Origin of the sequence: Labrys sp. LIt4, from assembly GCF_017813775.1 — a bacterium.
GTDB classification, from domain to species: domain Bacteria; phylum Pseudomonadota; class Alphaproteobacteria; order Rhizobiales; family Labraceae; genus Labrys; species Labrys okinawensis_A.
In genome coordinates this window covers 235,021-261,940 of the sequence record NZ_JAGIPY010000008.1, presented here as the reverse complement: position 1 = coordinate 261,940, position 26,920 = coordinate 235,021, and the positions used below count along the sequence as shown (strand labels likewise).

The following is a 26,920-nucleotide window of genomic DNA, read 5'->3' as shown; positions in this document are numbered from 1 at the left end:
CCGGACCTGCGACCTTGCTTGGTCTCCTTCTGTCACGCCCGCACATGGCTGTCTGTTCCGCGCGTGACTCCGGAACAGGCGCGCCTTCTTGCCGTCGCCGCCCGCAGCGCAGGCGGGCAACCGATGGCTCAATCGTCGTTTTCGGCCGTGAGTTCTTCCGGCCGAAGACCGGATTGGCGCTCTCCCCGGCGCAGCCGCAAGCCCGGCCCCTGGCCGTCGTCGTCCAGGAACTGGATGCCGGCCTCCTCGAAGGCGAGCCGCATGGCTGCCAGGTCCTGTCTCTGCGGCATCCGGCCGCCCTTTTCGAACTCGGCGATGATGACTTTGGGCACGCCAGACCGCTTCACCAGATCGGCGACATCGAAATCCAGGAGGGCACGGGCGGCGCGGCTGAGGGAAGGGGTGAGGGACATCATGAACGCCTCATACAGATGAACAGGCCGATATCTGGCAACAGCCGGCCTTAACAGGAGATGTAGGAAGCAGCGAGGCGTTCAGCCAGTTCATCCGCCAATATTGCAGGGAAGAGTTTCCGTACCGGAGGCGATTTCTGAATCGGATCGGATGCTGTAGAGGAGAGCCCCGATTTCAAGGAAGGACACTCCCATGGTCAAGCGTCTCCATCCCGGCCCGCGTTTTTGCAAGGCGGTCGTCGCCAACGGCATTGTCACCACGGCCGGCATCACCGCCGCCGACACCAGCGGCGACACCGCGGCACAGACCGCCGACATCCTGGCGCAGATCGACGGCCTGCTGGCCGAAGCCGGCAGTTCCAAGTCGAACCTGCTCACGGCCAGCATCTGGCTGCGCGACATCTCTCATTTCTCCCAGATGAATGCCGTGTGGGACAAGTGGGTCGACATGGATAACCTGCCTGTCCGCGCCACCGTGGAAGCCCGCCTGGCCGCGCCGGAACTCCTGGTCGAGATCCAGGTCACCGCGACGGCCTGATCGCCCTTCCCAAGGCGCACTTTGCAATGACGAGTGCGCCTTCCTCTTCGAGCTGCGAAGGCCTCGGCCCGCCGGAAACAGGAATGTTGCGGCCAGCCTCGGTGGTCCGAACTATACCTGCAGCTCGGTTTCGAACGAGACGACCACCTCCCCTTCACGCTTCACCCGCGCAGAAAAGGCGTAATGCGAGAGAGCCCGGGATGCCGAAAGGCTTTCGACCTCGAAGAGCAATTCGCTGGCGGCGGAGACCAGCTTGAGAGCGGCGATATCGGTCCGGACCACGGAATAGTCGACCTCCCGCCCCACGATGTGGTGGAGAAGACGGGTCACCACCTGGGTGATGGTTTCAGCGATGATCGCAATCGGCCAAGCTGGATAGTCGAGGAAGTGACCGGCGCATCGGACTGGTGGGAGAGGCTGGCTGCGTGCTGTGAGCACTCTGCCGCGGGGTTCCTGAAACGTCAGGGCAATCGGATGCCGGTAAGGCGATCCGTCCGGAATGAAACGCTGCTCGGTTCGAAAGTCCTCGAACAAGCGGGCGAAGACCGGAGCCGACAGAGCCTGATATTCGCAATGAAGATGGGCGAAGGGCCCATCATCGCCTCCGACGACGGCCTGCGCCGCAAGCGACCGTCGATCTTGCTTCAAGACCTCCGAAAGGGCCTGGAACTCGCGGCCTGTTCCCTGGTATCGCGCATCGGAAAGCTTGCTGTAGCGTGCCTTGGTGGCCAGATAATAGACCCGCTCAGCCCCCGACCGGGCAGCTGCGGCACATGATCCGAGAATGGCCAGATGCCGGCCGATTTCGGCTGAGGCAATCGGCCCGCGTTCATAGCCGATCGCCTGTTCTGACGCGAACGCGCCACGGATAGTGCCATCTTCTCCTTCTTCAAGGTCTCCGAAAGCAAAATAAGGTGCTTGCACGGCGATCCGCTCGCATATGTTCGCTATATTCAATCTGCGCACAGGATACCTACATCATATATTTTGTGTTTGATGTCGATTCGATAGCTACTGTCGCTACATTGCAACTTGATAACATTTGAATTGTAGGTATTCAAAATATTTCAGTTCACAATACTAGAAAGTATTCTTTCTGCGAAAGTCTGTAAGGCGCAGGTGGGTTTGCAAAGTTGCTGTTCCCACGGTTGTCGGCTCAACGCGTCTTTGCGATTCTTGGCATGACCGCCAAATCGCAAAGCGCTTCAGCTCCGCGCCACACGGGCGAAGGCATTTGCGGACATCCATTCGCCATTCTCGATCGGACAGCCCAGGAAGGCGCTGAAATAGCGCTTCATGTCGCTCCTGTCGCTCGCCTCGGGATGTTCGGCCAGCATGCGCCAAGCCTGCATGATGTGGCCATGCGTGAAAATGACGATGCGATCGAGATCAAGCGCTTCGATATGGCGGGCTGCGGCGCGCACGCGCTCCAGCATCTGGGTGAATGATTCGGCGCCGGGGCCGTCGATCCGCTCCGGATCGGCGAGGTCCCAATAGGCCTCCACCAGCGGGCGACGCTGCTCCATCGTGGTGTTGGCGCAGCGGATAGGCGACAGATAGGTGAATTCCTGCACCGGCCAGGTTTCAATCGGCACCGCTGCAAAGCGCTCTGCCGTCGGGGCTGCGGTTTGGCGTGCTCGCAGATAAGGCGACACGACGATCAATTCCGGGGCACGTTCGAACGTGGCCGCTATCTGATGCGCCTGCTGCCAGCCCGTGTCGGTCAGCGGCGCCGATGAGGCGTCCTTGCTTGCCGCCCCCGCATTGGCAGTGCTTTCGCCATGGCGGATCAGCCAGAGCTCACGCGCCATGCCGCCTCCAGGAAACCGGCAAGCGAACGGCCCTCACTCGAACACCTCGAATGGACGCCGCAGCCGATCTTCTCGGGTGACCTGGCGGGCGTTGAGCTTGAGTTCACAGCCACCGCAAATGTCCGGGCGAGCCGTGAAAGCCTTGGATGATTTGTCCTCGGCATCCGGAGCCCATTGTGAGGCGGGATTTCCCAAGGCAGGCGCCTTGCCGGCCACAGGAGCCGGCTTCTTGTGCCGGGGTTGCTCCACCGTCAGATCCGGCAGTGCGAATTCCTCTGCCAGGACGGAGGTGCCCAGCAGTGGCAGGAGGAGGAGAGCGGTACAGGCGGACAGCTTCATTGAGGAGCCCCAGCGTCAGGCATCGCCGGCAGGACACGGTCGACGAGTCGACGGCAATATCCCAACATAACATGCTCCCGACAAGGGAGGAGGGGCTGGCCGGCAGATCCGCTCCTCTGCTGCGGCTGTGGCTATTGCTTTGGCTCCGGCCTTGTGGCTTGCTTCGCCGCGAGAATTGACAAGGAGCGACCAATGCCTGATCCGACACTCTGGGGACTGTTCGTTCTCGCATCGGTCACGCTGCTGCTGACACCTGGGCCGGCAGTGTTGTTCATCGTGGCGCGCTCGGTCGAGCGAGGCAAGGTCGCGGGCTTGGTTTCGGTCCTCGGCATCCATCTCGGCACCATCGTCCATATCGTCGCCGCGGCCGTCGGGCTGTCAGCCTTGGTCGTTTCCTCCACCCTGGCCTTTTCCGTGGTCAAATATCTGGGCGCGGCCTACCTGATCTGGATCGGCATCCGTACGCTGCTGGCGCCGGACCTGCCGCCGGAGATCTCTGCCAAATCGAACAAACCGCTGCATCGGCTCTTTCAGGAAGGCTTCATCGTCAACCTGTTCAACCCGAAGACCGCGATCTTCTTCCTGGCGTTCCTGCCGCAATTCGTCGATCCGGGCCGCGGCGCCCTGCATTGGCAGATTCTCGTGCTCGGCTTCACCTTCATGGGGCTCGGCATGCTGAGCGATGCCATGTTTGCACTGGCCGCCGGAGCGGCTGGGGATTTCCTGCGCCGCAGCCGCCGGTTCCTGCGGTTCCAGCGCTGGTTCGCCGGCCTGTCCTTCATCGGCCTCGGCGTAACGGCGGCGCTGGTCTCGCGGAAATAGGAATACCTCTGCTCGCGGCGGGCCACGTCGCGTGACACCTTCAACGGGGCGGATGGCTCCTTGCCGGCGCCATTGCCAGGGCCTCGCGGAGATGGCCGGCGAGCAACGCGGCCGCCCGTGTCGGGCTGGGTCCGGCATGTAACCGGATCTCGGCACCGGGCAGGGCGGGCAGACCATCCCGCGGCGACAGGCCGCGCAAACTATGCGGCAGAAAACTCGCTTTCACCACCGTGACCGCCAATCCCTGGGCCGCAACGGCCTCCACCGTAGCCAGGTTGTGCGAGACGAAAGCCAGTCGCCACGGACGCCGGACGGCATCGAGGGCCTCGATTGCCCACTTGCGGAAGAGACAGCCCATTGGGTAGAGCGCCACGGGGAGAGGATCGATCAGCCAAGCCTCGTGCGTCGCGCTGGCGGCCCAGACCGGTTGTTCGCGCCGCAGCAATTCGCCGTGTTCATGCCCCTCGGCATGCATGGCGATGACGAGATCATAGCTTTCGCCGAGGCGGCCGAGCATAGTGCTGGTCAGGCCGGTTTCCATCTCGATGTGAATGCGGGGATAGAGCGTGAGGAAGCGCGCCAGCATGGCGGGCAGAACGTGGCTCCCGTAATCGTCCATCACGCCCAGGCGAACGCGCCCCTCGATCCGGTGCTCGCGAAGCTTGCCGACCGCCTCCTCGTTCAGGGCGAGGATGCGGCGTGCATAGGCAACCAGGCTTTCACCGGCCTGGGTCAGTTCGACCATGGTGGTGTTACGCCGGAACAAATCGGCGGCGACGCGCATTTCCAGGCGCCTGATCTGCATGCTCACGGCAGATTGCGTGCGATTGAGCTGGGCCGCTGCCCGCGTGAAGGAGCGGTGGTCGGCCACGGCCAGGAAGGCTCTCAATAGATCGGGATCGAGCATCGGTAACGTCATCACACATCATGATGATGTTCATCAATCAAATGCAATTCCCTTATGAGACTGGCTTCCGCTAGCCTGCGCTCGCAACGATCACCAGGGGAGCAGGGCGATGTGGGGTGTTCTGGCGGCCGTCCTGTCGAGCGGCATCGGGGGCACCGCCGTGGTCGCCACGCGTTCGCTTTCCCAAACGATCGATCCGATTACGCTCGGCGCCCTGCGTTTCGGTCTCGGCTTTGTTTTTCTCCTGCCGGTCGCGTGCCTGCGCCGCGAAGCCTGGCCGCCGCGGCGCGACTGGCCGGGCGTGGCCGGACTGGGCTTTCTGTTCTTCGGGCTCTTTCCGATCCTGTTCAATGCCGCGCTTTATTTCACCACGGCGGCGCGCGGCGCCATTGCCCTCTCGGCCCTGCCGGTCCTGACCATGCTGGCGGCCGCGGCGCTGGGAGCAGAGGCCATGACTTCACGCAAGGTGCTGGGCGTGCTGGTCACCATGACCGGGGTGGCACTGGCGCTGCTTTCGGGTCTCTCCGAAGCGCCCGCCGGCGCCTGGCGCGGTGATTTCCTGATGCTCGGAGCAGCGCTCGTGATGGCACTCTACACAATCTGGTCCCGGCCTTTTATCGCCCGTTCAGGCCCCGTTCGCTTCACCCTGGTGGCGATGGGAATCGGTGCCCTCTGCCTCGTTTTGGTGGCGGCGATCGGCGGGGGATTAGCGAATATTCGCGGGCTTCCGCCGGAAGCCTGGCTGGCTGCCGCCTATCTCGGCATTGCCGGCAGCGCGCTGGTCTTCTTCCTGTGGTCCTTCGCAGTCACCCATACGACGCCGACTCTGGTGGCGATCGCGGTGGCCGTCAATCCGATCACCGCCAGCCTGGCGGGGGAGTTCTTTCTCGCAGAAAGACTGGGCTGGAACTTCGCGGCGGGCCTCTTGCTGGTCTGCCTCGGCATTGTCATCGCAGCAACCAAGCCCGGCTTGCGTCCGGAAGGGTCGTTCAGCGAGAAACGTCGGTTTCGCCTCCGAATACGACCCCGCGATTGAATTGGTAATTATAACCCGCATGCGCCCCGAAGGTGGAGCCGAGATCCGAGGAGGACCGGCTGGCGCCGTCCGTACTCCATTTCGACCTTCCCTGGGACAGGCCGCCATGGCCGCCGACATAGAACCCCGTCCAGTCATGAGGCCCGGGCGCCTTTTTGGCATCCAGGGGCGGCGGGGCGAATTTGTTCTCCCTGGGAGCAAAGCCGTCGGCAAGGGCGGTGCCGGTCAACAGCAGCAACGCGCCGGCAGCGATAGCAGGGATCTTCATGGTCGACTCCGGCAATTCGGCAGGTTGACCGCGGAATCTACAGAAGAATGCGACCGAATGAAGATCATATCCGCTTCAAAGGCAGGTCGAAGAGCCATGGCAACAGCGCGCGTTCAGGCCCAACGCCAATAGTTTCAGGCCCGACGATGGAGACGCAGGGGTTTGGTCGCTGCGCGCACCACGGTACCCTTCGCCTCGAGATCGAGCTGAACGGCTTTCAGCCACCAGCCGGCTTTCGCCCCGCCGGGAAAGAGATCCTGCGACAGCAGGGGCAGCAAATGCTGCTTGGCTTCGGCTACGGTCAGGCCAGGCGAGATATCCGGCAAAACGGCGAGGAGTGCCGCTTTCATCGCCTCATATTTCGCTCTGTCGACGCGAACGACATGGCCGGGCGAAATCACGTTCTGGATCGCAATCCTCTCAACCAGCATAATGACCAACCCCGCCTTTCACATAATCGATCTTCGGCGCCCGAAAGCCCATCGCGATCCAGGCCAAAAGCAGCTTCCACATGAAACGGCCCGAATGCGAGGCATAGCTGGGCATGTCGCCTTCTCGGTCAAAGCCGCCCTGCCGATCCCCTGTCATCACGCGCATTTGCGGAGCGGGTCGATCGCTGGCGGCGAAGCGTTGCCTGTAGAGGCTGAGCCAGTGCCCGTTTTCGAATTCGAGAAACATGGGAGCGTTGCAACACTGCGCCAGAACACGCCTGGTCTTGGCGGCAGGTGTCAGGCGATATTCGCGCAGCAACTCGGCTCCCTTGACGTAACGAATCCGGTCCTTCCGGTAGAGCACGAAGGCGGTGCCCCCATCGTCCTCTGCCATGTTGGGCGCTCCCGGCAGAGCCTCGATCCGTTTCCGTGCGGTACGGCAACTCGTGCAATGACAAATGGCGGTGACGATAGGGGAATCGACCGTTTCGAGGACGACGCGTCCGCACTGACAGGTGAAAGGGCGAACCCTTCCAGGTGAACGCGCCATGGCCGGTCCTCCAACATTGTCCTATAATTAGACTGGACCGTCTAGTTTGATTTGTCAATCCGTATGGTCTATTCGCAAACCGGTGCTATCCAGCGGCAGGAGGCATGGCTACCATGAGCAACGGTGCAAGAATTCGGGTCGAGCGTACGCGCAAAGGTATCGTTGCGGCCGCAACCGAACTCTTCCTCAAGCATGGCTTCTTGGCCACCAACATGGACGAGATCGCCGCGACGGCCGACGTATCCAAGCAGACCGTCTATGCCCATTTCCAAAACAAGGAGACGCTGTTCCTCGAAATAGCGAACGGCATGACGGGGCAGGCCGGCGACGAATTGCAGGAACAGGTGGCGGATCCACCCGACGACCTCCCGATTGAAAAGTTTCTGCTCAGGTTCGCCGATCTGCAGCTTGCCTTGGTGATGACGCCACGCCTGCTGCAATTGCGGCGCTTGGCGATTGCCGAGGCCGAGCGCTTTCCCGACCTCGGCAAGGTGCTGTACGAGCGCGGCCCGATGCGCTCGATCAACCGGCTGGCGACGATATTTGCGCGCTATGTCGAGTTGGGCCTCATCCAGACATCTGATGTTCGCGCCGCCGCCGCCTTCTTCAACTGGCTGGTGATGGGGGGGCCGGTCAACGACGTCATGCTCCTGGGCAATGGTGCGATACCAAAGCCGGAAGTGCTGCGGGCCCATGCCAGGGAGGCGGTTCGCATCTTCCTTGCTGCCTACCGGATCGACGCCGGGGGGAAAGCTCAGCCGACATGATCCCCATTCCGTCTCAGCCGCGCCGATGCGTGATCCAGCCGCCCCAGAACAGGCTCGAAAAGAACAAGGTCGGTTCCTCAAAACCGGCCTGCGTCAACAACCCAGCGACCTCCTGGTCCGAAGCGGGCGGATCGGCGCCCTGGCGGATCTTGCCCAGCTTTGCCTCGATCTCTGCAGCCGTTGCGCCATGCATGCGCCAGCGTTCCCCCCAGGCGGAGAGGAAGAGCGGCCTGCTTTCATAGGCATGGCGATTGCCCGCCAGGATCAGCGGCGCCTTGGGCTTGAGGCGTTTGGCCAGGGCGTCCAGAACGCTTTGCTTGGCTGCCTCGCCGGGCAGATGGTGCAACACCCCGATCAGGGTCGCGGCATCATAGATCGGCTCCTCGGGCAGGGCCGCGACCTCGCCCAGCACGGGCGTCGTTCGTGCCGTGAGACCCGCTTCGCCGACCGCGGCCATGGCGAGTTCGAGCATGGGGGCCGAAGGGTCCACGGCGGTGAAGTGCCAGAGACGCTCGAGGCGGGCGGCCGAGACGATTTCGCGGGCGGTGCCGCCGGCGCCCGCCACCAGAATCCGTGCCGGCCGGCCTGGGCCGAGGTCGGCGGCGAGCAGGCAGGCAGCAAGTTCGTGGCAGGCATCGTAGCCTGCCAGGGCTATCCGGCTCTGGACCGCATATTCGGCCGCCCTGCCGGCATTGAACTTTCCGGCGGCGTTCCCAGTCTTGGTCATGGTATTCTCCCTGGACATCGCTCCTTTGCTCGGGAGGAGAGATGCCGGGAAGGCCCGTTCTTATGCTGGTATAAAAGCTGACCGCCGCCGGCTTGGGTCAGTTTTTGGCGAAACTCTCGGCCAGCCAGGCGTGCATCATCGCATAGGACCTCGCCGCGGCCTTGGCATCGTAGCGGCAATTGCCCGTCTTGCCGGTGGCCTCGGTTTCGGTGAAGCAATGCACGGCGTGGCCGATCTCGACGAACTGCCAGTCGGCCGGACTGCCTCGCATCTCCTCGGTGAATTTGGGTACGTCCGGCATGGTGGCGCTGTCGTCAGCCCCATTGATGGCGAGCACGCGCGCCTTGATGGACTTGGCCAGCGTCGGATCGTCGGTGCCGAGGCCGCCATGGAAGGAGATCACGGCCTTGGCGTCGGAACCGCTGCGCGCCAGGTCGAGTACGGCGCTGCCGCCGAAACAGAAGCCGATCGCCGCCAGCCGGGCCTGGTCGATCGGCGCGTTGGTGGCATTGGCCTTCAACTGCTCGAAGGCCTTGTCGATACGCTTGCGCATCAATGCGCGATTGCCATAGAGCGGCCCGATGGCAGCCTTGGCTTCATCGTCGTTCTTGGGGCGGACACCCTCGCCATACATGTCGGTGAGAAGGATGACGTACTCCTTGCCGGCGATCTTCTTGGCCTTCTCGACGGCGGTGTCGCCAACGCCGTACCAATTGGGCACCATGACCAGGCCGGGCCGTTTGGCTTTGGCGGCGTCGTCATAGATCAGCATGCTCTTGAACGTCGTGCCGTCCAGGGTCCAGTCGACGGGCTTGACCACCATCTTGGCAAGGGCGGGCGTGGCAACGAAAAGCGCGAGTAAAGGCAGAACGAAACGGGCAAGGCGCATGGGAGGTCCTCTTGGCGGCAGATGAAACCCTGTCGGGCCATCATGCTACCAGAGCGGGCCGGCTTTCAAACCTGGCGGGCAATGGTCCCGATCACATTGACGAGAAGCCGGGCGGCGGTCAGCGCCGACAAGCCGCTCCCGTCGGCGGGCGGATAGAGTTCGACGAGATCGAAACCCGCAATCCTGGCTCGCTGGCCGAGACCCGCGATCAGGTCGATCACCTGGGTGTAGCTGAGGCCGCCAGGCGTGCGGGCCGCCACCCCCGGCATGAGGCCGGGATCGAGGCCGTCGCAATCGAGGCTGATAACGACCTTGGCTCCCGCGGGAACGAGCTCGAGAGCGGCCTCGATGCCCCGGGCGTGAATCTCGCGGGCGGTTACGATGCGGCTGGCATAGGCTCGAGCCGCTTCGATTTCCGACAGGCGAGCACTGCCGACGCCACGCATGCCCACCTGCACCATGCCGGCCACGTGCGCCATCTCGCTGGCGCGGCGCATCGGGCTGGAATAGCCGTAACGTTCCCCGTGCACTTCGTCGCGCCAGTCGATATGCGCATCGATCTGCAGGATCCAGATCGGGCCGTGGTCGGCGAACCCAGCAAGGAAGGGAATGGGGACGGAATCGTCGCCGCCGAGGAGGAGAGGGACGGCGCCCGCCGCCAGTATCGCGCGTGTCTTCGCCTCGATTCGGCCGCGGTTCGCGGCATTGTCATGCATGACCGTTTCGATATTGCCGATATCGACGCAGGAAGCAGGCTTGCCAGCGAAGAGCGGACCACCGAGGTCGAAATCCCAATGCTCGGCCAGACCGGCATCTTCTTGGCTGGCGACACGAATAGCATCCGGCGCCAGGGCATAGGGACTGCTGTCCTTGCCGGGATAGGTGCTGCCATGGCCGGCTCCGAAGATCACCATCGCGGGCTCGCGGTCGCCGGCAAGGTCTGCGGGAAAATCCAGGAAGGTGGGTGCGGCGGTCATGGGACGCGATCCTGTCGGCAGCAATTCAGGAAACGGAGGCCTCGACGATTTCGAGCGGGAATCCGGTCTGCTTGATGGTCTTGGTAACGATATAGGTGAAATAGCGGTCGATGCCGATCTCGGCCTCGAGCAAGGCGTCGATCAGGCGCTGATAGGAATCGATGTCGGTGGTGACCACGCGCAGGAGATAATCGATGCCGCCCCCGACAGCGTCGCAGGCGACGACGGCCGGCTCTCTGATCACGGCGGCTTCGAAACGCTGGAAGTCCGCCTGGCGATGGCTCTTGAGCGTGATCTCGACCAGCACGGTGGCAAAGCGTCCCAGGCGAGCCGCGTCGATGACGGCACCGTAACGGGCGATCACGCCGGCTTTTTCCAGACGGCGCAGCCGTTCCCAGCACGCAGCCGCCGACAGGCCGGCCTCGACGGCGAGGTTCAGCTTGGTGATGCGACCATCGCGCTGCAGGGCCGCGAGGATATTCAGATCGATCTTGTCGAGTTTCAACATGGCGCCGGCGAATGGATTGGTATAATACGGATAGGCTCGGATATTGTATCAGGACAATTTCATGTCATTCTCCAATTCTGACCGGTCCGCGCGATTTGTCGAGTCGCGCGCGCCTCTGGCGGCAGCAGCAGAATGGCGGCCAGTCCTACCGCGCCGCAAGGGCGTGACCAAGCACAAGCTGCTCACCGACCTGATCATTGCCGATGTCGAGGCCGAGGTCCTGAAGCCGGGCACGCGCATGCCGACCCATCGCGATCTCGCCCACGCCCTCAAGGTTTCGGTGCAGACGGTCAGCATCAGCTATAAGGAAGCGGAACGGCGCGGGGTGTTGCGCGGCGAAGTCGGGCGGGGCACCTTCGTGCGGGACCGGGTGACCGAGCGGGCCGAGCGCTTCATGCTGGATCGCTCTCCCGGCCAGACGGCCGACCTCTCCATCATCCGCGCCGTCTACACGGAAGCCCATGAGCGCGCCTCGCGGCAGGTGATGGCCCGCCTGGGCGACGGGGACAACAGCGCCTTCATGCGCACCTGCCGCCCGATCGCCGGGCTCGACCGGCATCGCGCCGCGGCTAGGCTCTGGCTGCGCGGGCTCGGTGTGGAAGCGGAATCCGAACGCATCCTGATCACCAATGGCGCGGCTCATGGCCTCTTCCTGGCCGTGGCCTCGGTCGTCCATCCCGGTGACCTAGTGCTGACCGAAAACCTGACGGATCACGGCATCATCGGCCTGGCGTCGCTATTGGGCTTCACCCTGCGCGGCTTGCCGACGGATGCCGAAGGCATTCTGCCGGAGGTCCTCGAAGCCGCCTGCGCGGCGGGAGGCGTCAAGGCACTTGTCCTCATTCCCTCGCTGGGAAACCCGACCAGTCATGTGGCCGGCGCCGAACGCCGGCGTGCGATTGCCGACATAGCGGGCCGCTATGGCATCTTCGTGATCGAGGACGAGGTCTACAAGCCCCTGCTCGACGAGCCCTTGCCCTCGATCGCCCAGATGTTGCCCGAGCTTGGCTTCTTCGCCACCTCGATGACCAAGTCGGTGATGACGGGACTGCGAGTCGGCTATCTCGTGGTGCCGCCGGCCTATTCGATCCGTGTCGGCAGCATCATGCGGGTCACGAGCTGGAGCGCCACCAATCTGCCGGCGGAAATCGCCTCGCTGTGGATCGAGGACGGCACGGCGCAGGCCCTCATCGGCCTTCAGCGCCAGGAAGCCCGGGCCCGCCAGGCCATCGTGGCCCAGGTGCTCGGCGACATCGTCGCCTCCAGCCATCCCCTCTCGCTTTGCGCCTGGCTGAAAGTGCCCTCGCGCTGGACGGAGGAGGGGCTGGTGCGCGCTCTTGCCCAGCGCGCGATCGCTGTGACGCCCTCCGATCCCTTCGTTGCCGGCGAGGTGGGCGGCGGCGGGATTCGCATCTGTCTCGGCGGACGGCTGTCGCACGCCGCCCTGGCGGAGACGCTCGCATCGGTCCGGGCCACCTTCGAACAACTGCCGCCCGTCTTCGACGCACGCCTGATCGCCTGATCGCATCTGTATCATTACAATATAATAATTGACATGATTTTTGTATCGTAACACCATCCCTCCCAAGCCAGGAGGGGTGGTTCGATGCCGGTTTCGGTCACCATCGACGAGATCAAGGCCGCCCAGGCGCGGATCGCGGGGCATGTGGTGCGCACGCCGCTGCGCCATGCGCCTTCGCTCTCGCATGACAATTCGCCGGTTCACCTCAAGCTGGAAACGCGCCAGACCACCGGCTCGTTCAAGCTGCGTGGCGCAACCAACGCGGTGCTCTCTCTCAAGACAGCGCCCACACGCGGGGCAACGGGGGTCGTCACCGCCTCGACGGGAAACCACGGCCGAGCGGTCGCGCATGCGGCCAAGGCTCGCGGTATCCGGGCCGTAGTGTGCATGTCCCACCTCGTGCCGGAAAACAAGGTCGAGGCCGTCCGCTCGCTCGGCGCCGAGGTGCGTATCGTCGGCCACTCTCAGGACGACGCGCAGGAGGAAGTCGACCGGCTGGTGGCCGAGGAAAATCTGGCTGAAATCCCGCCTTTCGACCACCCGGCCGTGATTGCCGGGCAGGGAACGATCGGGCTCGAAATCATCGAGGACATGCCGGAGGTCGAACTCGTGCTGGTGCCGCTGTCGGGCGGCGGACTGGCAGGCGGGATCGCGGCAGCCGTCAAGGCGCTCCGCCCCCGGACCAAGGTCGTCGGCATTTCGATGGCCCGGGGGGCCGCCATGCATGCCAGCCTGCTGGCCGGCAAGCCGGTTCAGGTGGAGGAGTTGCCGACACTGGCGGATTCGCTCGGCGGAGGCATCGGGCTCGCCAATCACTACAGTTTCGCCCTGTGCCGTGATTTCCTCGACGAGGTCGTCCTGCTGACCGAAGAAGAAGTGGCGACCGGCATCCGACATGCCTTCACGGCGGAAGGCGAAATCGTCGAGGGAGCCGCGGGCGTGGGTATCGCCGCCCTGCTGGCCGGCAAGGTCAAGCCGCCGGGGCCGACCGCGGTGGTGGTTTCCGGCCGCAATATCGACCCGGGCTTGCATCGGCGCATCGTCGAACAGGGAGTGGCGGCATGATCGTGCTGACCGAAGCCGAATTGCGCCATTGCGTGGCGCTCGATACCGATGCCGTCGATTGCGTCGAGCAGGCTTTCCTGGCGCTCGCCACCGAAGCGGTGGCGATGCCGCCGATCCTGCGGCTCGACATCCCCGAGCATCGCGGCGAGGTGGACGTCAAGACGGCCTATATTCCTGGTGTCGAGGGCTTCGCCATCAAGATCAGCCCGGGCTTCTTCGACAATCCCAAGCTCGGCCTTCCCAGCCTCAACGGCCTGATGGTGCTGCTGAGCAGCCGGACGGGTCTGGTCGAAGCCCTGCTGCTCGACAATGGCTATCTCACGCAGATCCGGACCGCCGCTGCTGGGGCCGTCGCCGCCCGCCACCTCGCACGGGCCGATGCCCGGACTGCCGCCATCATCGGCGCCGGCGAGCAGGCCCGGCTGCAACTCGAAGCGCTCCGCCTGGTCCGGCCGATCGATCGGGCTCGGCTCTGGGCTCGCGATGCCGCCAAGGCTGTGGCTACGGCCGAGGAGCTGTCGCAGCGCCTGGGCATCCCGGTCGCGCCGGCTGCCAGCGTCGAGGCGGCCTGCGCCGGGGCCGATATCATCGTCACCACCACACCGGCCGAGAGCCCGGTGCTCAAGGCCGAATGGCTGTCACCCGGCCAGCACGTCACGGCAATGGGCTCGGATTCCGAACATAAGAACGAAGTGGATCCGGCCGTCTTCGGCAGGGTGGTCTATGTCGCCGACAGTCTCGCGCAGACAAGGCGACTCGGCGAACTGGCCCATGCCATCGAGGCGGGAACCGCGGACACCGATGCAATGTTTGCCGAACTGGGACAGGTGATCGCCGGTAAGGCGAAGGGGCGCCAAAGCGATGCCGACATCACCCTTTGCGACCTGACAGGCACCGGGGTGCAGGACACCGCCATCGCCACACTCGCTTTTCGCCGGGCCACCGCCGCCGGCGTTGGCCAAGCCTTCGAGACGACTGGAGCCAGGCGCGTTTAGGTGAAAACGCTTTCTATCTCCAGCCCCTGTTTGGACGCGTCTTTGCGGTTGGGGGGCTTTCCACCCAATCGCAGAGCATTACTGCAGAAAGTGACGGAATGATCGCTCCCACGCTTAATTTCAGCCGCGAGGAATATGCCGGGCGCCTGGCCAAGACACGCGCGGCCATGGCCCAGGCCGGCATCGATCTTCTTGTCGTCACCGACCCTTCGAACATGCACTGGCTTACCGGCTATGACGGCTGGTCCTTCTACGTGCACCAATGCGTTCTCGTCGGGGGCGAAGGAGAGCCGGTCTGGTTCGGCCGGGGACAGGACGCCAACGGCGCCAAGCGCACGGCCTGGCTCAGCCACGACAATATCGTCGGCTATCCCGATCACTATGTGCAGTCCACCGAGCGCCATCCGATGGACTACCTGTCGGGCATCATCGAGCAGCGCGGCTGGGCCAAGGCCACGATCGGCGTCGAAATGGACAATTACTGGTTCAGCGCCGCGGCCTATGCCTCGCTGGTCCGGCATTTGCCGAATGCCCGCTTCAAGGACTGCCTGTCATTGGTCAACTGGCAGCGGGCGATCAAGAGCCCGACCGAGATCGACTATATGCGCAAGGCCGGCCGCATCGTCGAGGCGATGCATCGGCGCATTCTCGACAAGGTCGAGCCCGGCATGCGCAAGAGCGATCTCGTCGCCGAGATCTATGACGCCGCCATCCGGGGCGTCGACGGCTTCGGCGGCGACTATGCCGCCATCGTGCCGTTGTTGCCGTCGGGCGAGGAGGCCTCTGCGCCGCATCTGACCTGGAACGACCTGCCGATGAAAGCCGGGGAGGGCACCTTCTTCGAGATCGCCGGCTGCTACCGACGCTATCACTGCCCGCTGTCGCGCACCGTCTTCCTCGGCAAGCCGACCCAGGCGTTTCTCGACGCCGAGAAGGCAACCGTAGAGGGTATGGAGGCCGGGCTCGCCGCGGCCAGGCCCGGCAACACCTGCGAAGACATTGCCAACGCCTTCTTCGCCGTGCTGAAGAAATACGGCATCGTCAAGGACAACCGCACCGGCTACCCGATCGGCCTGAGCTATCCGCCCGATTGGGGCGAGCGCACCATGAGCCTGCGGCCGGGCGACCGCACGGAGCTGCGTCCCGGCATGACCTTCCATTTCATGACGGGTCTCTGGCTCGAAAACATGGGGCTGGAGATCACCGAGAGCATCCTGATCACCGAGAACGGCGTGGACTGCCTCGCCAATGTGCCGCGCCAGCTTTTCGTGAAACCATGAACGCCGATCCGATCCTGCGCCCGTCCCCCATCAGCGCCAGTGTCGATTTCGACGCCGACGGCATCCAGCACGGCCATCTGCGCCTGCCCTGGAGCCGGGACGATTCCGCCTGGGGATCGGTGATGATCCCGGTCACCGTGGTGAAGCATGGCGAGGGGCCGACGGCCCTTTTGACCGGCGCCAATCACGGCGACGAATATGAGGGACCGATCGCCCTGTTCGACCTCGCCCGCACGCTGCGGGCGGAGGCGGTGAGCGGGCGCGTCATCATCGTGCCGGCCTTGAACTATCCCGCCTTTCGGGCCGCCAAGCGCACCTCGCCGATCGACAAGGGCAATCTCAATCGCAGCTTCCCCGGACGCCCGGACGGCAGCGTCACCGAGAAGATCGCCGACTATGTCACCCGGTCGCTATTGCCTCTGGCCGATATCGTGCTCGACTTCCATTCCGGCGGGCGGACGCTGGATTTCCTTCCCTATGCCGCAGCGCACGAATTGCCCGACAAGGCGCAGGAAGACCGCTGCTTTGCCGCTGTGGCCGCCTTCTCGGCACCCTGGTCGATGCGCATGATCGAGATCGACGCGGTCGGCATGTTCGACACCACGGCCGAGATGGCGGGCAAGGTCTTCGTCACCACCGAGCTCGGTGGCGGCGGCACCGCGACGGCACGCTCGGCCGGCATCGCCAAGCGCGGAGTCGCCAATCTCCTCAGGCATGCCGGCATCCTGGCGGGACGGCCTGAACTCGGCGAGACGCGTTGGCTCGATATGCCTTCCTCGGAGTGTTTCGGTTTCAGCCCGGAAGAGGGGCTGGTCGAGTTCCTCAAGGATCTCGGCGAGCCCGTGGCCAAGGGAGAAGTCTTCGCTCGTATATATCCGCTCGGCCACACCGGCCTCGCCCCCTACGAGCATCGGGCAGCGCTGGATGGTCTGCTGGCGGCCCGCCATTTCCCCGGCCTCGTCAAGGCCGGTGACTGTCTCTCGGTGATCGCAACCACCGCGGAGAATGCCTGACAATCGACAACGACCTGCCGGACCCAACCAGGCAGGCAATCATACCAGACAGGAGAATGAGATGATGAAACTGCCCCGACTTGCCGGCTTCGCCGGATTGGCTCTCGTCATGAGCGCCGCCAGCGTTCAGGCCACCACTCTCGAGGAGGTCAAGAGCAACGGCTTCGTCCGCGCCGTCACGGCCAACGAGGTTCCCTACGGTTTCACCAAGGAAGACGGCACGGCCGCCGGCATTGGTCCGGAGGTGGCCATCGCCGTCCTCAAGAAGATGGGCGTCAGCGAGGTCGCCTGGACGGTCGCGCCGTTCGGCACCCTGATCCCGGGCCTCAAGGCGCGGCGCTATGATTTCGTGGCGGCCGAGCAGAACATCTCCCCCGACCGCTGCAAGCAGGTCTCCTTCACCGAGCCGAACTCCAGCTATGGCGAAGGCCTCCTGGTCAAGGCCGGCAATCCCAAGAAGCTGACGACCTATGCCGACATCGCCAAGGATCCCTCGCTCAAGGTTGCGGTGGTATCGGGTGCCAACAATATCGACTTTCTGCGCGCCGTCGGGGTCAAGGACAGCCAGGTCGTCTTCATCCAGGCCAATGCCGACGCCATCGCCACGGTGAAGAGCCGGGCCGACGCCTATGCTGCCACCGAACTGACGGTAGCCAGCCTGGCCAAGGGCCAGACGGAGGTGGAACAGGTCAAGCCCTTCACCGATCCGGTCGTCAATGGCAAGCCGGTGCGCAACTATGGCGGCTTCGCCTTCCGTCCGGAGGACAAGGACCTGCGCGATGCCTATGACGCCGCCCTTGTGGAGTTCCGCAAGAGCGACGAGTACAAGGCGATCCTTACCAATTACGGGTTGAGCGAGGCCAGCATCAAGGCCGCGGCCGAAAAGAAGGTCGCGGATCTCTGCGCAGGCAAGTAGCCGGCGCTGGGTCGACACGCAGTGTCGGGGTGGGTGGGGTGACCTTTTCACAAAATGAGAGGTCACAATCGTCAAAACTAGCGGCTTCTCACCCCGCACCGGCCTTCAGGCCGATCCTCCCTCCAGGGGGAGGGTAAGACCATGCCAAGCCTCGAGCAACCGACGAGGGAGCCTCATGCATTGGATCTCCTATCTGCCCGCCCTCGGCCGGGGCGCGCTGATCACCGCCGAGATCACCCTGGCCTCGCTGGCCATCGGCGCCTTCCTGGCCTTCCTGGCCGGGATCGTCAGGGTCGAGGGCGGGCGCATCCTGTCCATCATCGCGCTTTGCTATACCGAGTTGTTCCGCGGCACCTCGCTCCTGGTGCAGCTGTTCTGGTTCTATTACGCCCTGCCTCTGGTCGGCTTTTCCTTCTCGCCGGTGTCCACCGGCATCCTGGTGCTCTCGATGCATGTCGGCGCCTATGGCTCGGAGATCGTGCGGGCCGGCCTCAAATCGGTGCCGCAACAGCAGCATGAGGCGGCCCGGGCCCTGAATTTCGGCCCGGTGCACAAATTGCTGCACATCACGCTGCCGCAGGCCATCGTCGAAATGATGCCGGCCTTCGGCAACCTCGCCATCGAGACCTTGAAGCTCTCCTCGCTGGTGTCCTTCATCTCGATCGCGGACATGACCTTCCGGGCGCAGACCCTGCGCAACCTGACGCAGGACAGTACGACGATCTACACCCTCACTCTCGTCGGCTACTTCCTGATGTCGCTGGTGATCATGGTTGCCATGCGCTTCCTGGAACGCCTGGCGCGTCGCGGCGCTGCCTTTCCGAAGGCGGTGCAATCATGATGTACGGCTTCGAATGGGACCCGTCGACACCGCTGACCTACGCGCAGTCGATCCTGCCGATCCTGCTCATCGGCCTCACCGTGACGCTGCAGGCCGCGGCGGCAGGCTTCGCGATCGCGCTGGTGCTCGGCCTCGTCTTCGCCCTGATGCGGCGCAGCCGCTTTGCCGTGGTGAGCTGGGGAACCGCCTTCGTCGTCGAATTCCTGCGCGACACGCCCCTCCTGGTACAGCTCTTCTTTCTCTATTACGTCCTGCCCGACTACGGCATCGCCTTGCCGGCTTTCCTGACGGGCGCGATCGCGCTCGGCCTGCAATATTCGGCCTATACCTCGGAGGTCTATCGCGGCGGTATAGAAGCAGTGCCGCGCGGCCAGTGGGAGGCCGCCACCGCGCTCAACATGTCACGCTGGCAGCTCTACCGGAACGTCATCATCCCTCAGATGGTGCCGCGCATCCTGCCCACCATGGGCAATTACCTGATCGCCATGCTCAAGGAAACGCCGGTGCTCTCGGTAGTGACCGTGCTGGAAATGCTCGGCCTCGCCAACATGATCGGTGAAAATACCTTCGAATATCTGGTGCCACTGAGCATGGTCGGCATCATCTTCCTCATCCTTACCCTGGTCTGTTCCGCCGGTGTCCACCGGCTGGAAAGGGCCTTGCCGAAAGCAGGGATACCGATGCGATGACCGCGAACGCCCAATCCGACATCATCCGCTTTTCCAATGTGACCAAGCGCTTCGGCACCCTGACGGTTCTGCATGATTTCGATTTCACCGTCGCGCCGGGCGAGAAGGTCTCGCTGATCGGCCCGTCGGGGTCGGGCAAGACCACGGTGCTGCGCATCCTGATGACGCTCGAGCCCTTTCAGGACGGCACGCTGGAGCTTGGCGGCATCGGCTATCACGAACCCGGCGGCCACGGCCCCTTCAAGGCCAGCGAGCGGCATCTGCGCCAGATCCGCACGCAGGTCGGCATGGTGTTCCAGAGCTTCAACCTGTTCCCGCACATGACCGTGCTGCGCAATGTGGTGGAGGCGCCCATTGCCGTGCTCGGCCTGAAGCGCGAGGAAGCGGAATGCCGGGCCCTCGATCTGCTCGGCATGGTCGGCATGGCCGACAAGAAGGACCATTTTCCCAGCCAGCTTTCCGGCGGCCAGCAGCAGCGCGTCGCCATCGCCCGCGCCCTCGCTATGCGGCCCCGGGTGCTGCTGTTCGACGAGCCGACATCCGCGCTCGATCCCCAGCTCGTCGGCGAAGTCCTCGGCGTGATCCGCTCGCTGGCCAGCGAGCACGATCTCACCATGCTGCTGGTCACCCACGAGATGCGCTTTGCCCGCGAAGTTTCCGATCGCGTCTGCTTCTTCGACAAGGGTCGTATCGTCGAGCAGGGGGAGCCCGAGCGCATCTTCTCCAGTCCGGAACAGGCGCGAACGCGCGAGTTCCTGCAATCGGTGCTGTGAAGCGGCCTTCGTTTAAAGTGCGTCATTGCGAGCGAAGCGAAGCAATACAGGGCCAAGAGGTATCGCGTTTCGGGCTCCTGGATCGCTTCGCTTCTATCGCAATGACCCTGGCAGATCGATTGAGCGAAACGCCCCAGACAAATGCCGATATTCTGTCGGCGCGCCCCGGCAAATACCGAGGCTTTGACGGCGAGCGCAGGGGGGAAGCGAGACATTCTCGCGGCGCCTCGGGCTAACCTTCAGGACATGACGCCACCGGAGTTTCTTCGATGATCGCCACTGCCTTGAAACACACCGGCCATCCCGCCCTCGGCCGGCTCAACGACCGACGACTGCTCAGGGAACTCGCCTATGTCGACGGCCGCTGGGTCCAGGGCCGGCAAGCTGCGAGCTTCGAGCTGCGGGATCCCGGTTCGGGTACCGTCCTCGCCCATGTCGCCAGCCTGGGCGCCGAGGAAACGGGCCGGGCGATCGACGCCGCCGCGAGAGCCTTTCCGGCCTGGAAGGCCCTGACACCCCAGGAGCGGTCTGCGCGCCTGCGCACCTGGCACCAGCTCATCCTTGCCGCGCGCGAGGATCTTGCCCTGCTGATGACGCTCGAACAGGGCAAGCCCCTTGCCGAAAGCCGCGGCGAGATCGACTATGGCGCCTCCTTCGTCGAATGGTATGCGGAAGAAGCCAAGCGGGTGAACGCCGAGAGCGTGAGCAGCCACCTTCCCGGAGCGCATATGCAGGTTTCCCGCGAGCCGCTCGGCGTGGCCGCCCTGCTGACGCCCTGGAACTTTCCTTCCGCCATGGTGACCCGCAAGGCGGCGGCAGCCCTGGCGGCCGGCTGCACGATCGTGCTTCATCCTTCATCCTATACGCCGCTCTCCGCACTGGCGCTTGCCGAGCTCGCCGAACGGGCGGGCTTGCCCGCGGGCGTCTTCAACGTCGTCACGGGCGAGGCGGCTCCGATCGCCCGGCGCCTGTGCGAGGACACCCGCGTTCGGGTGGTCAGCTTCACCGGCTCGACCGAGATCGGACGCCTCATCGCGGCCCAATGCGCGCCGAGCGTCAAGCGCCTGGTGATGGAACTTGGCGGCAATGCGCCTCTCATCGTCTTCGATGATTCGAATCTGGATCGAGCAGTCAAAATTGCGGTCGATACGAAATTCGCGACGTCCGGCCAGGACTGTCTCGCGGCCAACCGCATCTTCGTGCAGCGCTCGCTCTATCCGGCTTTCTGCGAGGCTTTCGCTCGCCGTGCCCGGGAACTCAAGGTCGGGCATGGTCTCGAAGAGGAAACCGACATCGGCCCGTTGATGCATGAACGTGCCGTTGCGCGCACCAGGGAGCGCATCGCCGAGGCCTTGCAGCGGGGCGCCCGCAAGTTGACGGGCGGAGACATTACGCCCGGATCGCTTTTCGTGGCGCCGACCGTCCTCGCCGACGTCCCCGACGAGGCCGCCATCATGCAGGAGGAGGTCTTTGCGCCGGTCGCCAGCATCACGCCCTTCGATGAGGAGGACGAAGTGGTGGCGCGTGCCAACGCCACCGAATATGGCCTCGTCGCCTATGTCGTCACCGAGAATGCCGGCCGGGCGCTGCGCCTCAGCCGTGCGCTCGACTATGGCATGGTGGCCGTCAACCGCGTGAAGCTGACCGGCGCACCCATCCCTTTCGGCGGCGTCAAACAATCCGGCATGGGGCGCGAAGGTTCACGCCACGGCCTCGAAGCCTTCACCGATCTCAAATATACCTGTCTCGACCTCGCTTGAAAGGAGCTGCCATGCTCGACCGCGCCGTTTCCGACAATGAACTCACCGCCTGGGATCGCGACCACTTCTTCCATCCCTCGACCCATATGGCCCAGCATGCCCGCGGCGAGACACCGAACCGCATCATCACCGGCGCCGAGGGGGTCTACATCACCGACCGCAACGGCAAGAGCAGTCTCGATGCCTTTGCCGGCCTCTATTGCGTCAATGTCGGCTACGGCCGCACCAAAATCGCCGAGGCGATCGCCGAACAGGCGGCGCAACTGCCCTACTACCATGCCTATGTCGGCCATGGCTCCCAGCCGTCGATCACCCTGGCCAAGATGATCATCGACCGAGCGCCGAAGGGCATGAGCCGGGTCTTCTTCGGCCTGTCGGGTTCGGACGCCAACGAGACCAACATCAAGCTGGTCTGGTACATCAACAATGTGCTGGGGCGGCCTGAGAAGAAGAAGATCATCTCGCGCTGGCGCGGCTATCATGGTTCGGGCCTGATGTCGGGCAGCCTTACCGGCCTCGCCGCTTTCCACAACCTGTTCGACCTGCCCAAGCCGCCGATCCTGCACACCGAAGCCCCGTATTATTTCCGGCGGGAGGACCGCTCCCAGAGCGAGGAGCAATTCGCCGATCATTGCGCGGCCAAACTCGAGGAACTGATCCTGGCCGAAGGGCCGGATACGATCGCCGCCTTCATCGGCGAGCCCGTACTCGGGACCGGCGGCATCGTGCCGCCGCCCCGGACCTATTGGGATAAGATCCAGGCCGTTCTCGGCAAATACGACATCCTCTTGATCGCCGACGAGGTCATCACCGGGTTCGGCCGGCTCGGCTCGATGTTCGGCTCGGATCACTACGGCATCAAGCCTGACCTGATCACCATCGCCAAGGGCTTGACCTCCGCCTATGCCCCGCTTTCCGGCGTGATCGTCTCGGAAAAGGTCTGGCGCATTCTCGAGAAGGGTTCGGACGAGTTCGGCCCGATCGGCCATGGCTGGACCTATTCTTCCCACCCGCTCTGCGCGGCGGCGGGCGTCGCCAATCTCGAACTCGTCGACGAACTCGATCTGGTCGCCAATGCCGGCAGCGTCGGCGCCTATTTCAAGCAGGCGCTGACGGATGCGCTCGGCGCACACAACCATGTCGGCGAGATCAGGGGCGAGGGATTGATGGCGGCTGTCGAGCTCGTGAGGGATCGTGACGACCGCATCTTCTTCGACGCGTCCGAAAAGGTCGGGCCGCGCGTGGTCGCGGCCATGCTGGAGAACGGCGTGATCGGCCGCGCCATGCCGCAAGGCGACATCATGGGCTTTGCGCCGCCGCTCTGTCTCACGCGCGAGGAAGCCGACATCGTGGTGTCGGCGGCCGCCAAGGCCGTGAAATCGGTGCTGGGGTAAGAAGTCATCCCGCGCGCGCTGCGGCATGCAATGCTGCAGCGCAGACGCGGGATCGCGTTGAATTTGCGCTTTTCTCGTCTTGCGGTCCCGGATCTGCATCGCACCATTTCATGCTGCAATGCGTCCGGGATGACGCTCACGCCGGGAACTGATAGCCCGGCGTCGACTTCGACAGCGCGATCTCCTCGGCGTCCATTTCCGCCTCGATGCCGTCGAACAGAGGCGTCGTCATATAGCGCTCGCCGGTATCGGGCAGCATGCAGAGGATGACGGAGCCAGCGGGCGCCTTCTCGGCAATCTGGCGGGCGACGCCGAAGGTGGCTCCGGCCGAAATGCCGACGAAGATGCCTTCCTTCTGGGCCAGGGCCTTCGCCCATTTCACGCCCTCGGCACCGGCGATCGGAACGAGTTCGTCATAGAGATTGTTGTCGATCGCTTCCTGCAGCACCTTAGGAATGAAGTCCGGCGTCCAGCCCTGGATCGGATGCGGCTCGAAGGCGGGGTGGCCGACGGCGGGCGAGCCATCGGCCGTCCGTTCCTGCTTCTGGCCGCTGCCGACCAGCTGGGCATTGGCAGGCTCGCACAGGACGATGCGCGTCTCCGGCCGCTCCCGGCGCAAGACGCGCCCGACCCCGACGGCGGTACCGCCAGTGCCATAACCGGTGACGAAGACATCGAGCCGCTTGCCGGCGAAATCGTTGATGATCTCGCGCGCGGTCGTCGCCTCATGGATGGCGGCATTGGCCTCGGTCTCGAACTGATGGGCCAGGAACCAGCCATTGGCCTCGGCCAGTTCCACCGCCTTGCGATACATGCCGAAGCCCTTCTGGGCGCGCGGCGTCAGCACCACCTTGGCGCCGAGCATGCGCATGAGCTTGCGGCGCTCGATGGAGAAACTGTCCGCCATGGTGACGACCAGCGGATAGCCTTTCTGCGCACAAACCATGGCAAGGCCGATGCCGGTATTGCCGCTGGTCGCCTCGACCACGGTCATGCCCGGCTTCAGCGCGCCGGTGCGCTCGCCATGCTCGATGATGCTGAGCGCCAGCCTGTCCTTCACCGACGCGGCCGGATTGAAGAACTCCGCCTTGACATAGATCGTGGCGTGATCAGGGGCGAGGTTGTTGATCTTGATGACGGGTGTGTCGCCCACCGTCTCCAGGATGCTTTCGAAAAGGCGGCCGCGGCCGGATGTGGTTCTGGACTGGGGCTGTTGTGTCATCTCGCCTGTTCCTTGGCTTTTCGGTTCGTCACATTTTGCAAGCGCGTAATAGCATCAAGGCGTGAGCCGCTCGTGAAGGGGATGGCAAGGTCGGGAAATCGGCGGAGCCACCCAGGCACTTGGCGGTCCCGTTGGAAAAACGGCCGGTCGCCAATATCCTGCACCACCATATCCTCACCTTCAATATTTCAACGGGAGAGCCGTCACTCCGTTCCCGTTCCAGACAAGGTGGGGCCAGCTCTAACCGCCACTCTCGACCGCAGCCGCGCAATCGGCCAGCAGCTCGACGCCTCGCTTGATCTGGCGCACATCCAGGCTGCCATACCCCATCACCAGGCCGGCCCGATCCGGCTTTGTCGAGCTGCCTTCGGCATAGAGCGGCGACAGAGGGTGGAGACCGAGGCCGGCCTGACCGGCTTTCCGGATCAGTTCTCCCTCTAGTGCCGCCGGAATATGACGGAACCAGGCGATGATGTGAAGGCCCGCCTTGGCGCCTTCCAGGACCAGCCTGTCACCAAGACGATGTCGCAGCCCATCGAGCAGGGCGTTGCGGCGTTCGGCCATCCGCCGGCGAATGCGACGGATATGGCGTTCATAGGCCCCGTTCTCCAGGAGGGTGGCGAGAGTTTCCTGCTCCAGAGCCGGGCTGTGCCTGTCCATGATCTGCTTGGCCCGGGTGAAAACGGGGGCCAGGTTGGAAGGGACTACCAGATAGCCGATGCGCAGGGTTGGCGACATGGTCTTCGAAACCGTGCCGAGATAGAGAACGTTCCGGCCGTCGCCCAGGCCGTAAAGGGGCGGCACGGGATTGATGTCGTAGCGATACTCGCTGTCGTAGTCGTCCTCGATGAGATAGGCATCGCGCTCCTGGGCCCAGGCGAGCAAGCGGTGACGCCTCGCGATCGACAGTACACTGCCGAGGGGAAACTGGTGCGAAGGCGTAACATAGGCCAGCCGCGCCGCGACGTGGGCGAGCTGCGAGGTGTCCAGCCCGTCCTGATCGGCCGCAATCGGCGTGATCCTGGCACCGGCCGCCCTGAAAATATCCCGCGCCATCGGATAGCAGGGGTCCTCGATCACAGCGCCATCACCTGGGTCCAGCAGCAGGCGGGTGCAAAGATCCAATCCCTGCTGGGAGCCGTTGACGACGATGATCTGCTCGGCATCGCAACGCAGCGTACGAGCGCGCCAGAGATAACCCTGGAGGGCCCGCCGAAGCCGGTGGGAGCCTGCCGGATGGCCATAGGAAAGGCGATCCTGCCTCTGCGCGAGCGCTCCCAACAGGGCGCGCCGCCAGATCGGCGTGGGAAAATCCGACGCGGCAAGATCGCCGTAGCGAAAGTCGATGGCCGGCCGGGTTGCGGGCGAAAGCGACGCCGGCTGCAGGGCCAGGCGCTCGCCATAGCCCGACAGGGGAAGGGGAACCAAGCCTGCCGGTGTTGGCGAGGTCGGCGGCATGCGGTCCAGAACGGCGGCCACTTTCGGCCTGGCGCCTCGCCGGCTGAGGATGAAACCTTCCGCCGACAACTGCTCATAGGCCGATGTGACGGTCGCGCGCGCCACGCCGAGTTCGGAGGCGAGGGCGCGCGAGGACGGCAGGGCGCTACCATCCCCATAGGTTCCCGCCAGAATCTGGGCCCGCAGCGCCTCATAGATCTGCCTGGCTCCCGGACCTCGCGCCTGCCGGTTCTGCGCCATCACAACTGGCCTAGCAAAAATCATACAAACTGGACGTTCTTGTTAAGCCAGTTTGCTCCTATTCTGACACGAAACCAAGCCGAGTTTCACAAGCTGAATTCCTGCGAGCCCTTGCGATGTACATACCGCCCGCCTTCCGTGAAGACGATCAGGCCATCCTCCACCGCCTGATGCGGGATACGCGCCTGTGCACGCTGGTGACCGCGACTGCAGCCGGCCCGATCGGCACACCCTTGCCTCTGTTCTTCGATCCGGACGAGGGAGAGCACGGCACCCTCTATGGCCACCTCGCACGGGCCAATCCGCAATGGCGGGCCGAACCCATCGGTGATGCCATGGCCATCTTCATGGGCGCCGACGCCTATGTCTCGCCCAGCTGGTATGCCGCCAAGCAGGAACATCACAAGGTCGTGCCAACCTGGAACTACGAAGCCGTCCACGCTTACGGGCCGGTCGAATTTTTCGAGGATTCCCAGCGTCTGCTCGAGGCCGTCACCCGCATCACGGAGTTGCATGAGGGGACGATGACCACCCCCTGGCAGGTCGGCGACGCGCCGCCTGCCTTCATCCAAGCGCAACTGCGCGGTATCGTCGGTGTGCGCCTCTCAGTCAGCCGCCTGGAAGGCAAGCGCAAGCTAAGCCAGAACCGACCGGCCGCCGATCGGGCCGGCGTGGCTCGCGCTCTCGCCGACAGCCCCGATCCCGGCGATCGCCGGATTGCCGCGCTCATTCCCCTCGATCCCGCCTGATGTGACGGCTCGCTCCGAGA

General features: G+C 64.2%; 30 protein-coding genes. 16 read left to right on the top strand and 14 right to left on the bottom strand.

The genetic code is table 11. From position 1 onward, the window contains the following. Positions 1-128: 128 nt before the first annotated feature. On the bottom strand, positions 129-416 hold the full coding sequence (locus tag J8I29_RS17190; protein WP_245197086.1) for a transcriptional regulator: 288 nt from the start codon (positions 414-416) through the stop codon (positions 129-131). A gap of 190 nt (positions 417-606) precedes the next feature. On the opposite strand from J8I29_RS17190, the gene J8I29_RS17185 reads away from it, so the two are divergent. Continuing rightward, positions 607-951 carry a RidA family protein gene (locus tag J8I29_RS17185; protein ID WP_209432574.1) on the top strand — a complete coding sequence of 115 codons (345 nt, stop codon included), beginning with the start codon at positions 607-609 and terminating at the stop codon, positions 949-951. A 111-nt stretch (positions 952-1,062) separates the two neighbouring features. Here the strand turns inward: J8I29_RS17185 and J8I29_RS17180 are convergent, their stop codons facing one another. From J8I29_RS17180 to J8I29_RS17170, 3 genes are all read right to left on the bottom strand, one after another. Further along, positions 1,063-1,875, bottom strand: a complete 813-nt coding sequence (locus J8I29_RS17180; RefSeq protein WP_209432573.1) for a hypothetical protein — start codon at positions 1,873-1,875, stop codon at positions 1,063-1,065. A gap of 281 nt (positions 1,876-2,156) precedes the next feature. Then, positions 2,157-2,762: a histidine phosphatase family protein gene (locus J8I29_RS17175; RefSeq protein ID WP_209432572.1), complete on the bottom strand. Its 606-nt coding sequence runs from the start codon at positions 2,760-2,762 to the stop codon at positions 2,157-2,159. 33 nt (positions 2,763-2,795) lie between these two features. Then, a complete protein-coding gene (locus tag J8I29_RS17170; RefSeq protein ID WP_209432571.1) occupies positions 2,796-3,101 on the bottom strand; it encodes a hypothetical protein in 306 nt (101 codons plus the stop codon). Between the two features lie 192 nt (positions 3,102-3,293). Here J8I29_RS17170 and J8I29_RS17165 point away from each other — a divergent pair, with 192 nt between their 5' ends. Then, on the top strand, positions 3,294-3,923 hold the full coding sequence (locus J8I29_RS17165) for a LysE family translocator (protein ID WP_105863044.1): 630 nt from the start codon (positions 3,294-3,296) through the stop codon (positions 3,921-3,923). A 40-nt stretch (positions 3,924-3,963) separates the two neighbouring features. Here the strand turns inward: J8I29_RS17165 and J8I29_RS17160 are convergent, their stop codons facing one another. Further along, positions 3,964-4,842, bottom strand: a complete 879-nt coding sequence (locus tag J8I29_RS17160; RefSeq protein ID WP_209432570.1) for a LysR family transcriptional regulator — start codon at positions 4,840-4,842, stop codon at positions 3,964-3,966. Positions 4,843-4,939: 97 nt separating this feature from the next. Here J8I29_RS17160 and J8I29_RS17155 point away from each other — a divergent pair, with 97 nt between their 5' ends. Next, positions 4,940-5,866, top strand: a complete 927-nt coding sequence (locus tag J8I29_RS17155) for a DMT family transporter (RefSeq protein WP_209432569.1) — start codon at positions 4,940-4,942, stop codon at positions 5,864-5,866. Here the strand turns inward: J8I29_RS17155 and J8I29_RS17150 are convergent. From J8I29_RS17150 to J8I29_RS17140, 3 genes are all read right to left on the bottom strand, one after another. Beyond that, on the bottom strand, positions 5,820-6,134 hold the full coding sequence (locus J8I29_RS17150; protein ID WP_209432568.1) for a hypothetical protein: 315 nt from the start codon (positions 6,132-6,134) through the stop codon (positions 5,820-5,822). The two genes, J8I29_RS17155 and J8I29_RS17150, sit on opposite strands and share 47 nt — an antisense overlap. Before the next feature lie 134 nt (positions 6,135-6,268). Beyond that, positions 6,269-6,565, bottom strand: coding sequence for a hypothetical protein (locus tag J8I29_RS17145; protein WP_245197083.1), 297 nt, complete (start codon positions 6,563-6,565; stop codon positions 6,269-6,271). Then, positions 6,555-7,115 carry a hypothetical protein gene (locus J8I29_RS17140; RefSeq protein ID WP_209432567.1) on the bottom strand — a complete coding sequence of 187 codons (561 nt, stop codon included), beginning with the start codon at positions 7,113-7,115 and terminating at the stop codon, positions 6,555-6,557. The genes J8I29_RS17145 and J8I29_RS17140 overlap by 11 nt, the downstream gene beginning before the upstream one ends. A gap of 104 nt (positions 7,116-7,219) precedes the next feature. Between J8I29_RS17140 and J8I29_RS17135 the strand changes: the two genes are divergently transcribed. Continuing rightward, positions 7,220-7,882, top strand: coding sequence for a TetR/AcrR family transcriptional regulator (locus J8I29_RS17135; RefSeq protein WP_348536050.1), 663 nt, complete (start codon positions 7,220-7,222; stop codon positions 7,880-7,882). A gap of 13 nt (positions 7,883-7,895) precedes the next feature. Here J8I29_RS17135 and J8I29_RS17130 read toward each other — a convergent pair whose 3' ends face one another. From J8I29_RS17130 to J8I29_RS17115, 4 genes are all read right to left on the bottom strand, one after another. After that, positions 7,896-8,609: a class I SAM-dependent methyltransferase gene (locus tag J8I29_RS17130; RefSeq protein WP_209432566.1), complete on the bottom strand. Its 714-nt coding sequence runs from the start codon at positions 8,607-8,609 to the stop codon at positions 7,896-7,898. A 97-nt stretch (positions 8,610-8,706) separates the two neighbouring features. Continuing rightward, positions 8,707-9,498: a dienelactone hydrolase family protein gene (locus tag J8I29_RS17125; RefSeq protein ID WP_105863049.1), complete on the bottom strand. Its 792-nt coding sequence runs from the start codon at positions 9,496-9,498 to the stop codon at positions 8,707-8,709. Between the two features lie 65 nt (positions 9,499-9,563). After that, positions 9,564-10,475, bottom strand: a complete 912-nt coding sequence (locus J8I29_RS17120; protein ID WP_209432565.1) for an agmatinase — start codon at positions 10,473-10,475, stop codon at positions 9,564-9,566. 25 nt (positions 10,476-10,500) lie between these two features. After that, entirely contained in the window at positions 10,501-10,980 is a 480-nt protein-coding gene (locus J8I29_RS17115; protein ID WP_209432614.1) for an Lrp/AsnC family transcriptional regulator, read from the bottom strand. 118 nt (positions 10,981-11,098) lie between these two features. Here J8I29_RS17115 and J8I29_RS17110 point away from each other — a divergent pair, with 118 nt between their 5' ends. The 11 genes from J8I29_RS17110 to J8I29_RS17060 all read left to right on the top strand — a co-directional run bounded on the left by J8I29_RS17110 (position 11,099) and on the right by J8I29_RS17060 (position 23,231). Further along, positions 11,099-12,505 (top strand): PLP-dependent aminotransferase family protein, encoded by a 1,407-nt coding sequence (locus J8I29_RS17110; protein WP_245197101.1) that lies wholly within the window; start codon positions 11,099-11,101, stop codon positions 12,503-12,505. A gap of 84 nt (positions 12,506-12,589) precedes the next feature. Beyond that, a complete protein-coding gene (gene eutB / locus J8I29_RS17105) occupies positions 12,590-13,570 on the top strand; it encodes a hydroxyectoine utilization dehydratase EutB (protein ID WP_209432563.1) in 981 nt (326 codons plus the stop codon). Beyond that, positions 13,567-14,565: an ectoine utilization protein EutC gene (gene eutC / locus J8I29_RS17100; RefSeq protein WP_209432562.1), complete on the top strand. Its 999-nt coding sequence runs from the start codon at positions 13,567-13,569 to the stop codon at positions 14,563-14,565. Before eutB ends, eutC begins: the two co-directional genes overlap by 4 nt. Before the next feature lie 101 nt (positions 14,566-14,666). Beyond that, on the top strand, positions 14,667-15,845 hold the full coding sequence (doeA, locus tag J8I29_RS17095) for an ectoine hydrolase DoeA (RefSeq protein ID WP_209432613.1): 1,179 nt from the start codon (positions 14,667-14,669) through the stop codon (positions 15,843-15,845). After that, on the top strand, positions 15,842-16,858 hold the full coding sequence (doeB, locus tag J8I29_RS17090) for a N(2)-acetyl-L-2,4-diaminobutanoate deacetylase DoeB (protein ID WP_209432561.1): 1,017 nt from the start codon (positions 15,842-15,844) through the stop codon (positions 16,856-16,858). The genes doeA and doeB overlap by 4 nt, the downstream gene beginning before the upstream one ends. A gap of 64 nt (positions 16,859-16,922) precedes the next feature. Then, entirely contained in the window at positions 16,923-17,774 is an 852-nt protein-coding gene (ehuB, locus tag J8I29_RS17085; RefSeq protein WP_209432612.1) for an ectoine/hydroxyectoine ABC transporter substrate-binding protein EhuB, read from the top strand. A 175-nt stretch (positions 17,775-17,949) separates the two neighbouring features. Then, the gene (ehuC, locus tag J8I29_RS17080; RefSeq protein WP_105863054.1) at positions 17,950-18,615 is read left to right on the top strand and encodes an ectoine/hydroxyectoine ABC transporter permease subunit EhuC; all 666 of its coding nucleotides are present in this window, start codon (positions 17,950-17,952) and stop codon (positions 18,613-18,615) included. Then, on the top strand, positions 18,612-19,304 hold the full coding sequence (ehuD, locus tag J8I29_RS17075; RefSeq protein WP_105863055.1) for an ectoine/hydroxyectoine ABC transporter permease subunit EhuD: 693 nt from the start codon (positions 18,612-18,614) through the stop codon (positions 19,302-19,304). Before ehuC ends, ehuD begins: the two co-directional genes overlap by 4 nt. Beyond that, entirely contained in the window at positions 19,301-20,077 is a 777-nt protein-coding gene (ehuA, locus tag J8I29_RS17070; RefSeq protein WP_105863056.1) for an ectoine/hydroxyectoine ABC transporter ATP-binding protein EhuA, read from the top strand. Before ehuD ends, ehuA begins: the two co-directional genes overlap by 4 nt. Before the next feature lie 269 nt (positions 20,078-20,346). Further along, positions 20,347-21,837 (top strand): NAD-dependent succinate-semialdehyde dehydrogenase, encoded by a 1,491-nt coding sequence (locus J8I29_RS17065; RefSeq protein ID WP_209432560.1) that lies wholly within the window; start codon positions 20,347-20,349, stop codon positions 21,835-21,837. An 11-nt stretch (positions 21,838-21,848) separates the two neighbouring features. After that, the gene (locus J8I29_RS17060; RefSeq protein ID WP_209432559.1) at positions 21,849-23,231 is read left to right on the top strand and encodes an aspartate aminotransferase family protein; all 1,383 of its coding nucleotides are present in this window, start codon (positions 21,849-21,851) and stop codon (positions 23,229-23,231) included. A 136-nt stretch (positions 23,232-23,367) separates the two neighbouring features. Here J8I29_RS17060 and J8I29_RS17055 read toward each other — a convergent pair whose 3' ends face one another. Together J8I29_RS17055 and J8I29_RS17050 are read right to left on the bottom strand one after the other, a co-directional pair. Further along, entirely contained in the window at positions 23,368-24,453 is a 1,086-nt protein-coding gene (locus J8I29_RS17055) for a pyridoxal-phosphate dependent enzyme (RefSeq protein ID WP_105863059.1), read from the bottom strand. Positions 24,454-24,693: 240 nt separating this feature from the next. Next, a complete protein-coding gene (locus J8I29_RS17050) occupies positions 24,694-26,151 on the bottom strand; it encodes a PLP-dependent aminotransferase family protein (RefSeq protein ID WP_209432558.1) in 1,458 nt (485 codons plus the stop codon). A gap of 116 nt (positions 26,152-26,267) precedes the next feature. On the opposite strand from J8I29_RS17050, the gene J8I29_RS17045 reads away from it, so the two are divergent. Beyond that, entirely contained in the window at positions 26,268-26,900 is a 633-nt protein-coding gene (locus J8I29_RS17045; RefSeq protein ID WP_209432557.1) for an FMN-binding negative transcriptional regulator, read from the top strand. The last annotated feature ends 20 nt before the right edge of the window (positions 26,901-26,920 follow it).